This window comes from Phycisphaerales bacterium (genome assembly GCA_029268515.1).
In the GTDB taxonomy this organism is placed as follows: domain Bacteria; phylum Planctomycetota; class Phycisphaerae; order Phycisphaerales; family SM1A02; genus JAQWNP01.
Window position 1 is genome coordinate 71,622 of record JAQWNP010000011.1, and the last position, 8,121, is coordinate 79,742.

At 51.9% G+C, this 8,121-nt stretch carries 7 protein-coding genes and 1 tRNA gene; all 8 read left to right on the forward strand.

The features are described 5' to 3' along the window. Window positions 1–54: 54 nt before the first annotated feature. Window positions 55–1,446, forward strand: a complete 1,392-nt coding sequence (gene fumC / locus P8J86_08585; protein MDG2054751.1) for a class II fumarate hydratase — start codon at window positions 55–57, stop codon at window positions 1,444–1,446. 103 nt (window positions 1,447–1,549) lie between these two features. After that, complete coding sequence (locus P8J86_08590) at window positions 1,550–2,347, forward strand: succinate dehydrogenase cytochrome b subunit (protein ID MDG2054752.1); 798 nt, start codon at window positions 1,550–1,552, stop codon at window positions 2,345–2,347. A 6-nt stretch (window positions 2,348–2,353) separates the two neighbouring features. After that, window positions 2,354–4,270, forward strand: a complete 1,917-nt coding sequence (locus P8J86_08595; protein MDG2054753.1) for a fumarate reductase/succinate dehydrogenase flavoprotein subunit — start codon at window positions 2,354–2,356, stop codon at window positions 4,268–4,270. Next, window positions 4,267–5,043, forward strand: coding sequence for a succinate dehydrogenase/fumarate reductase iron-sulfur subunit (locus P8J86_08600; GenBank protein ID MDG2054754.1), 777 nt, complete (start codon window positions 4,267–4,269; stop codon window positions 5,041–5,043). Before P8J86_08595 ends, P8J86_08600 begins: the two co-directional genes overlap by 4 nt. 340 nt (window positions 5,044–5,383) lie before the next feature. Further along, complete coding sequence (locus P8J86_08605; protein ID MDG2054755.1) at window positions 5,384–6,082, forward strand: alpha/beta hydrolase; 699 nt, start codon at window positions 5,384–5,386, stop codon at window positions 6,080–6,082. Next, a complete protein-coding gene (locus tag P8J86_08610) occupies window positions 6,061–6,558 on the forward strand; it encodes a hypothetical protein (protein MDG2054756.1) in 498 nt (165 codons plus the stop codon). The genes P8J86_08605 and P8J86_08610 overlap by 22 nt, the downstream gene beginning before the upstream one ends. 65 nt (window positions 6,559–6,623) lie before the next feature. Beyond that, window positions 6,624–6,697: transfer RNA gene (locus P8J86_08615), tRNA-Val, on the forward strand. A gap of 70 nt (window positions 6,698–6,767) precedes the next feature. Further along, the gene (locus P8J86_08620) at window positions 6,768–7,946 is read left to right on the forward strand and encodes a tyrosine-type recombinase/integrase (GenBank protein ID MDG2054757.1); all 1,179 of its coding nucleotides are present in this window, start codon (window positions 6,768–6,770) and stop codon (window positions 7,944–7,946) included. Window positions 7,947–8,121: the final 175 nt, after the last annotated feature.

Genomic DNA, 8,121 nt, shown 5'->3' on the forward strand with positions numbered 1-8,121 from the left:
ATCATCACTAGCGAGCGGCCCCCAAGCCAGAGAACCATGACAAAGAATCAAACTATGGAAACCCGAATTGAATCCGATTCCATTGGCCAAATAGAAGTCCCTGCTGATGTCTATTGGGGAGCCCAAACACAACGATCAATCATTCACTTCAGTATTGGTTTCGACATCATGCCGACCAAGGTCATCTGGGCCATGGGCATCTTGAAGAAGGCGGTCGCACTCACCAATCGCGAACTTGGCAAGCTTGATGAAACACGCACATCGCTTATTCTCGAGGCTGCCCAAGAAGTGATCGATGGCAAGCTTGATGAGCAATTTCCGCTCCATGTTTGGCAGACCGGCAGTGGCACACAGACCAATATGAACGTCAATGAAGTCATTTCCAATCGTGCCATCGAAATCGCAGGTGGTGTCTTAGGCAGTAAGGATCCTGTTCATCCCAACGATCATGTCAATATGTCTCAGTCATCCAACGATACATTCCCAACTGCGATGCACATTGCTGCAGCTGCAGAAGTATCTGACATACTCTTGCCCACCGTACGGGCTTTACGTGATGCACTTGAGCGAAAACAAGAAGAGTTCAAAGACGTCGTCAAGATTGGCCGCACCCATCTTCAGGATGCTGTTCCGTTGACCGTCGGCCAAGAAATTTCAGGCTATGTGGCCCAGCTCGATGCCGCCATCGATCGCATCGAGACAACCCTTCCTGAACTCTATGCACTGGCCATTGGTGGCACTGCCGTTGGCACAGGCTTGAATGCACCGGCAGGTTTTGCTGAGCAGTGCGCAGCCCATATTGCAGACCTCACTGGCCTGCCATTCTTTAGTGCTCCGAATAAATTCGCTGTGCTCGCCGCTCATGATGGCCTGGTGGCCATGTCGGGAATGCTGCGTACGCTTGCCTGCGCCTTAATGAAGATCGCCAACGATATTCGCTGGGGCGCTTCAGGTCCGCGCTGTGGGCTCTCTGAATTCATCATTCCTGAAAACGAACCAGGGTCATCAATCATGCCTGGCAAAGTCAATCCCACCCAGTGCGAGGCGATGACCATGGTGTGCGTGCAGGTCATGGGCCATGACGCTGCAGTCGGCGTGGCCGGCTCTCAAGGCAATTTTGAGCTCAATGTGTTCAAGCCAATCATCATCAACAATGTGATCAAATCAATACGTCTTCTTAATGACAGCTGCGAGAACTTCACAAAATTCCTCGTTGAAGGTCTCCAGATGAATCACAAGAAAATTACCGAGCACCTTGATAACTCTCTGATGCTCGTGACCGCCTTGAGTCCAGAAATCGGCTATGACAAAGCAGCCGAAATTGCCCACAAGGCCTCTGTTGAAAATACCACCCTTCGAGATGCTTGTGTCTCACTTGGCTATCTCAGTGGTGAGCAGTACGACCAGTTAGTTCGACCGGCCGATATGTGCGGCACCGGCCAGTGAGATGCAGGGCCGTCATGAAAAACGCCCCATTGAGCCGACAATAGGCTAAGATACACAGAAGCAGGCCCTATAGAAAACAGGCGTTAAGGGGAGTCCATACCACATGTCGCGTTGGCCCAACTTCTTCCGAGTCTCTATCGGCAAGAAGGCTATCGTTGCAATTACAGGCATCATTCTCGTCTTATTCGTCATTGCCCATATGCTGGGCAATCTCAAGGTCTACTACGGCGACGACGATGGCGTCCCCGCGATTGATGTCTATGCCAAGTCACTGCGGACCATTGGCAGTGAGTTTTTTGGTTATTCGGGTGTTCTATGGATCGTTCGCGGTATCTTAATTATTGCCGTGGTTCTACACATCACGCTCGTCATTGATCTGGCGATCAAGAGTCGCCAAGCCCGTCCCATTGGCTACAAGCACCGCCCCAAGCGCATGATGGCCTCAGTCGCGTCGCGGCTGATGATGCTTTCAGGACTCCTTTTACTGATCTATATTCCGCTTCACATTCTCCAGTTCACAACTGGCACGATTGTGTTTGGTAGCTATAGCCAATGGGCGGTCTACCACAATCTCTATAGCGCCTTTTCGATGGAATACTGGTATGTCCCGCTTTTTTACATCATCGTGATGGTCTGCCTCGGATTCCATCTTTACCATGGTGCATGGAGTGTGTTTCAATCACTTGGCTGGGATTCCCCAGATCGCAATCGCGGCTTCCGATGGTTGGCCATCATTGTCGCCATCGTGGTTGCCGGAGGCTTTATTTCTCTACCGGCACTTTTCTGGGCTGGTGCGATGCCAGAGCCCACCCAATCTGATAGTTCAAAGGTAGAGGTCACTGAACAACAAACGCCTGTTAATGGGGTATCAACATCCCTGGCACTGGATGAGGTTAGATAATAGCGCATGGAACTTGACGCCAAGATCCCCCCGGGTCCGATCGAACACAAGTGGGAACGCCACTGTGATCACATTCGGCTCAATGGACCTCGCAATCGTTCGTCCTACAAAGTCATTGTGGTCGGCAGTGGTCTTGCAGGCGCTTCGGCCGCATCATCGATGGCAGCAATGGGCTATGACATTGAGTGCTTTTGCTTTCAAGATTCACCTCGACGCGCTCATAGCATTGCTGCCCAAGGTGGCATCAATGCCGCGAAGGATTATCGCAATGATGGCGACTCGACCTATCGCCTTTTCTATGACACACAAAAAGGTGGCGACTATCGATCGCGCGAAGCCAACGTCTGGCGTCTGGCCCAGCTCAGCACTGGCATCATTGACCAGGCTGTTTCACAAGGCGTGCCCTTCGCACGTGAGTATGGCGGAATGCTTGCCAACCGTTCCTTCGGTGGTGTCTTAGTAGAACGCACGTTCTATTGCCGGGGCGAAACTGGGCAACAACTTCTACTTGGAGGCTATTCTGCGCTTGAGCGACAAATTGCACGAGGCAAGGTCAAGATGCATACGCGGCATGAGATGCTTGATCTCGTGGTCATCGATGGAAGAGCACGAGGCATCATTGCTCGTGATCTCGTCACCGGTGAAATGACCGCCCATGCAGCAGATGCAGTCGTGCTCGCCAGTGGCGGTTACTCAAATGTCTACTACCTCTCAACCAATGCTCGCGGATGCAATGTGACTGCGATCTGGCGTGCCTACAAAAAGGGCGCCGGCTTTGCCAACCCCTGCTACGTCCAGATTCATCCCACCTGTATTCCAGCTGCCGGCGAACATCAATCGAAGCTCACCCTCATGAGTGAATCGCTTCGAAACGATGGCCGTATCTGGGTACCACGAAAAAATGGCGATGATCGCAATCCTGCAGATATCCCCGACAGCGAACGGTATTACTACCTTGAAGAACGATACCCCCGCTTTGGCAATCTCGTGCCGCGTGATGTCGCTTCACGTAATGCCAAAGAAGTCTGTGATGAAGGACTCGGTGTCGGCCCCACTGGCCTCGGTGTCTACCTTGATTTCAGAGATGCCATCAAGACCAAGGGGCGCTCTGCGGTGAGTGATAAATATGAAAACCTCTTTCATATGTACGAGCGCATTACCGACGACGATCCCTACTCAGGGCCAATGCGTATCTTCCCTGCCGTCCACTACACCATGGGTGGGCTCTGGGTCGATTACAACTTGATGACGTCCATCCCAGGTGTCTTTGCGATTGGCGAAGCAAACTTCTCTGACCACGGTGCCAATCGACTCGGCGCCAGTTCAATGATGCAGTGTCTCGCTGATGGCTACTTCATCTTGCCTGTCACCATCGGCGATTACTTGACCCGCCATCCCAGTGGAGAAATATCTACAGACCACCCGGATTTCAAGCAGTGTGTTCAAGAAAACCAGGGACGAATTGACCAGCTTCTTAATATCAATGGCACCAAGTCGGTCGAGACCCTTCATCGTGAGCTTGGCCGCATCATGTGGGACCATTGCGGCATTGCTCGCGACGCCGAGGGACTCAACAAAGCCTTAGAACTCATCCCTGAACTTCGTGAAACATTCTGGAAAGATCTGAAGGTGCTTGGCTCTGGAAAAGAACTGAACAGAGCACTCGAATATGCGGGGCGCCTCGCAGACTTCTTAGAGTTTGGAGAGCTGATGTGTCGTGATGCTCTGCATCGCGATGAATCATGTGGTTGCCACTTCCGCTCAGAGCACCAAACAGAAGATGGCGAAGCGCAGCGCGATGATGACCACTTCGCCTATGTGGGCGTCTGGGAACACAAGCCAGATAACCAAGCCCCAGAACTGCACAAAGAAACCATTGAATATGAAGCCCTACCACTGGCGCAGAGGAACTACAAAACATGAAGTTCACACTGCATATCTGGCGACAGCCAAATAACTCAACCAAGGGAAGGCTCAAGAAGTACGCCATCGACGGCATCTCCCCAGATTCCTCGTTTCTTGAGATGCTCGATGTCCTCAATGAGACGCTTACCAAGCAAGATGAGCCGCCCGTTGCATTCGACTACGACTGCCGCGAAGGCATTTGTGGCATGTGCTCGCTCATGATCAACGGCAGCGCACATGGTCCAATGAAAGAGACCACCACCTGCCAACTCTACATGCGACATTTCAAAGATGGCCAAGACATCTTTATCGAACCATGGCGATCTCGCGCTTTTCCGGTCGTCAAAGATCTGTGTGTCGATCGCTCTTCGTTTGACCGCATCATTCAAGCTGGTGGCTATGTTTCAGTTCACTCCGGACCAAAGCCCGATCCCAATGCAATGCCAATTGATCCAGAGACCAGTGAAGAAGCGCTTGATGCAGCTTGCTGTATTGGCTGCGGAGCGTGTGTTGCTGCATGTCCAAATGGTGCAGCAATGTTATTTACAGGCGCCAAGATTTCGCACCTCGCACTGTTGCCACAAGGACAACCAGAGCGGTACGACCGTGTACAGAAGATGGCCAATCAGATGGAAGCCGAGGGATTTGGCTCCTGTCGAAACTACGCCGAGTGTGAAGCAGCTTGCCCGAAAGGCATTAGCATTAAGTTCATTGGTAAGATGAACCGAGACTACATTCGAGCATCTGTCTTTAAGCCCGTGACACCACGCGGCGAAATGAAATCGCAATAATTGCTCTGACCAGAGCGTATTAAAAAGGTCGCCTTGCTTTGGTAAGGCGACCTTTGCTTTTGCCTGATGTTGGTTTTGTTTTGATCAGCAAGTTTGCAACGCACACGACTTGCCAATCGTGATTGCGTTGATTGTGAAACGTCTTATTGACAATTGTTTTCGAGCGCAACGGCATTGAGTCAATATCATGTACAAGAAGTCTTTGGATACCAGTTCGCCTCAGCCAACAGCCAAAAACCACCCCGCTTCCATAAAAAGACCAAAGCGGGGTCTCTGAGCCTAAAATGGCAGCTGATCCATCAAAAGATCACTTTTCGAGCCCCCGCCAGGAGATCATGACATGCCAACGGCTTCTGTTTTATGGATTCCCGGGCTGGGCTGTGATGGCGACTACTACGCAGACATCCAATCTGAGTTACCCCCAGAGCTGCGTGGATCGATTGTGGATATCTCAGAGGCTCAAAACCTCACTGAAATGGCCCAAGCGGTGATATCGCGCCTTATCGGTCCTACTGTGTTGATCGGTGGCTCAATGGGTGGTTGGGTTGCTCAGCGAGCCGCCGCGATGGCTGGGCAGCGGGTCTCAACCCTGGTTTTGCTCACGACCTGGGCTCGCCGCTCGCTGGTGCTTGAATCATATCTTAATAATGCCCTGACCTTGATGGATGCCTGCCCACCGCAGCCCCAGCAAGCCCGAGAAATGACCGCCAAAAGCTTTCACCCCAACACGGTTACCTCTATACAAATCCAACGCATGATGGACATGGGAAACAGAGTTGGACCTGACACAACACGATCACATATCAATGCCATTTTCAATGAACCAAGTGTTGTTGATTTCCACAGCCAGATTAAAGCACCGGCGCTTGTTTTCGGCGCGAGCCATGATGCGCTGATTGATCGTGGTGAAGCTGAGTTCATTGCTCAGTCACTTCATGACGCACGCTTGGTGATGCTTGATGCTGGCCATGCCTGTGTTTGGGAATACCCAAAGCTCATTGCTGATGAAATGGCAGCATGGATACAGAACCATCAGTGATGAACCCCCACCCTCACATCATGTTTTGCCGAGACTGTGGCCATGACCTTCGTGACCTGACCACGCAGCGCTGCCCCCGCTGCTCGCTGCGTTTTAACCCCACCGATCATGAGACTTTTGACTCTGATGCAGGACCAGTTGTCTCTATTGCGCGTACTGACGATAGCGCTCATGCGTATGTCTTGAAGAGCGCGTTAGCTGCAATCGGTATTCCCGCCAATGTCACTGGAGACCTGATTGACCCTGGCATCGCCTTCTTTACCTCACCTGGCGCTGTGGAGCTCTGGGTTGGCAAGCGGCACGAAACAGCGGCCCGTGCCCACCTTGCGTCGCTGAAAAACCACGATCAACTTGCCGAAACGAGCAGTCCAATCGACGCTTCTGAGGTGGGCGAATCGCTGTGCCCCAACTGTACTGAGCCGGTGCCTGATAACTTCGCCGTTTGCTGGAATTGCGGGACGGAATTCAGTGAATAGCCACCCGTCGCCGCAGGGCCAAACAAGTAGTACAATAATCCGGTATCACCGGAAGAACACACTCCGGGCGATTAGCTCAGTTGGCTAGAGCGCTTCGTTTACACCGAAGAAGTCCCCAGTTCGAGTCTGGGATCGCCCACTTGTCAAGCAGTTAGGACAAAGGCACTTACCGCCTTACCCAAGCATGGTGCTTGGTGACGTCCTCCGAAATGACCCGTAGAACTACGGGCGTTTACGGGTGGAATAATCCACCACGTTACGGAGCGTCACCAATGAAAACACCACCACTGAAACGTCACAAAACCCATAACCGCGCCTGCGTCTATATCAACGGCAAGACCAAATATCTCGGCCGATGGGATGACAACGGACCAAGCCCAGAGGCACTTGCAGCCCATGCACGCTTTTGTGCACAACTGCGCCGCCCAGCTAACAAATCAAACAAACCCAAGCACGTCATGCTGGCAGATCTTGCCGAAGCATTTCTCGAGGATCGACGATTCCGATACGTCGATGAACACACCGGCCAGCTCACATCAAGCTTCTTCAAATCGCAAGCAGCGATCAAACGCCTGCTTGCGATGTTTGCTGATTTTAGGGCCAAGGCATTTAAGCCTTGGCACCTACAAGCGATTGTCAATGACATGGAACGCAAGCAAATGGGCGTTCGAACCATCAGCGAGTTCATCATGCGAATCAAAATGATGTATCAATGGGGTGAGACCAACCGAATGACCAAGACCAAATGGAGACTTGCTCTGGAATCTGTCAAAACCCCCAAGGCAAGTCCCAACGGCGCCCAGAAGTCCAAGCCTCACATGCGAATTGATCGTTCCGTTGTGGAGCAAACCCTTCCCCACTTACCACTTCCGATACGCCAGATGGTCATGCTCCAGCTGGAAACCGGTTGCAGAGGCGAGCATGTCACAAACATGCGCCTCTGCGACATCGATATGAGTGATCAGGACGTGTGGATGTGGACGCCGATGCGAGATAAGACCGGAAACACCTCTGCGATACCGATGACGCAACAAGCCATGCAGATTGTCGTAGAAGCAAGCAAGCGCCCTGACGGTTCATTTGCTGGTACCAATGAGTTCTTATTTAGACCTTGCGATTCCCCCAAGGCAACGCGCATTAAAAGTGATCGTTACAACTCTAATACGTATCGCCGAGCTATCGAACGGGCATGTGATCGACTTGGTCTTGAAAAGTGGACGCCCCACCGTTTGCGCAAGCAGCGTGGCCACGAGATCGGCAACGAGTTTGGTACTGATGGCGTTCGGGCGATGCTGGTCCACAAGAGCATGAAGATGGCAGATTTTTACTCTGAGGATCGTTCTGAGGCTGGCAAAGCCCTTGCCAGGCGACTCAACGAAGCAGGTTAGAATGCCTTGAAAACAAGGAGCGTCCGATGAGTGAACCATGGACTCCAGAAGCCAATTATCTCAAGGGGTGGGCTAATCCACATCATTCTAAATATAACATCAGCATGAGCCAGATGAAGATGCTTGCGAGCGTAAGGCCTGAACAAAAAGAACGCAGAAAAGAACGTATGCGATA

What these genes read in the sequence shown, in the direction of transcription:
- P8J86_08620 (MDG2054757.1), top strand. Translation starts at nt 6,768, where the DNA reads ATGACCCGTAGAACTACGGGCGTTTACGGGTGGAATAATCCACCACGT.
- P8J86_08605 (MDG2054755.1), top strand. Translation starts at nt 5,384, where the DNA reads ATGCCAACGGCTTCTGTTTTATGGATTCCCGGGCTGGGCTGTGATGGC.
- P8J86_08595 (MDG2054753.1), top strand. Translation starts at nt 2,354, where the DNA reads ATGGAACTTGACGCCAAGATCCCCCCGGGTCCGATCGAACACAAGTGG.
- P8J86_08610 (MDG2054756.1), top strand. Translation starts at nt 6,061, where the DNA reads ATGGATACAGAACCATCAGTGATGAACCCCCACCCTCACATCATGTTT.
- fumC (MDG2054751.1), top strand. Translation starts at nt 55, where the DNA reads ATGGAAACCCGAATTGAATCCGATTCCATTGGCCAAATAGAAGTCCCT.
- P8J86_08590 (MDG2054752.1), top strand. Translation starts at nt 1,550, where the DNA reads ATGTCGCGTTGGCCCAACTTCTTCCGAGTCTCTATCGGCAAGAAGGCT.
- P8J86_08600 (MDG2054754.1), top strand. Translation starts at nt 4,267, where the DNA reads ATGAAGTTCACACTGCATATCTGGCGACAGCCAAATAACTCAACCAAG.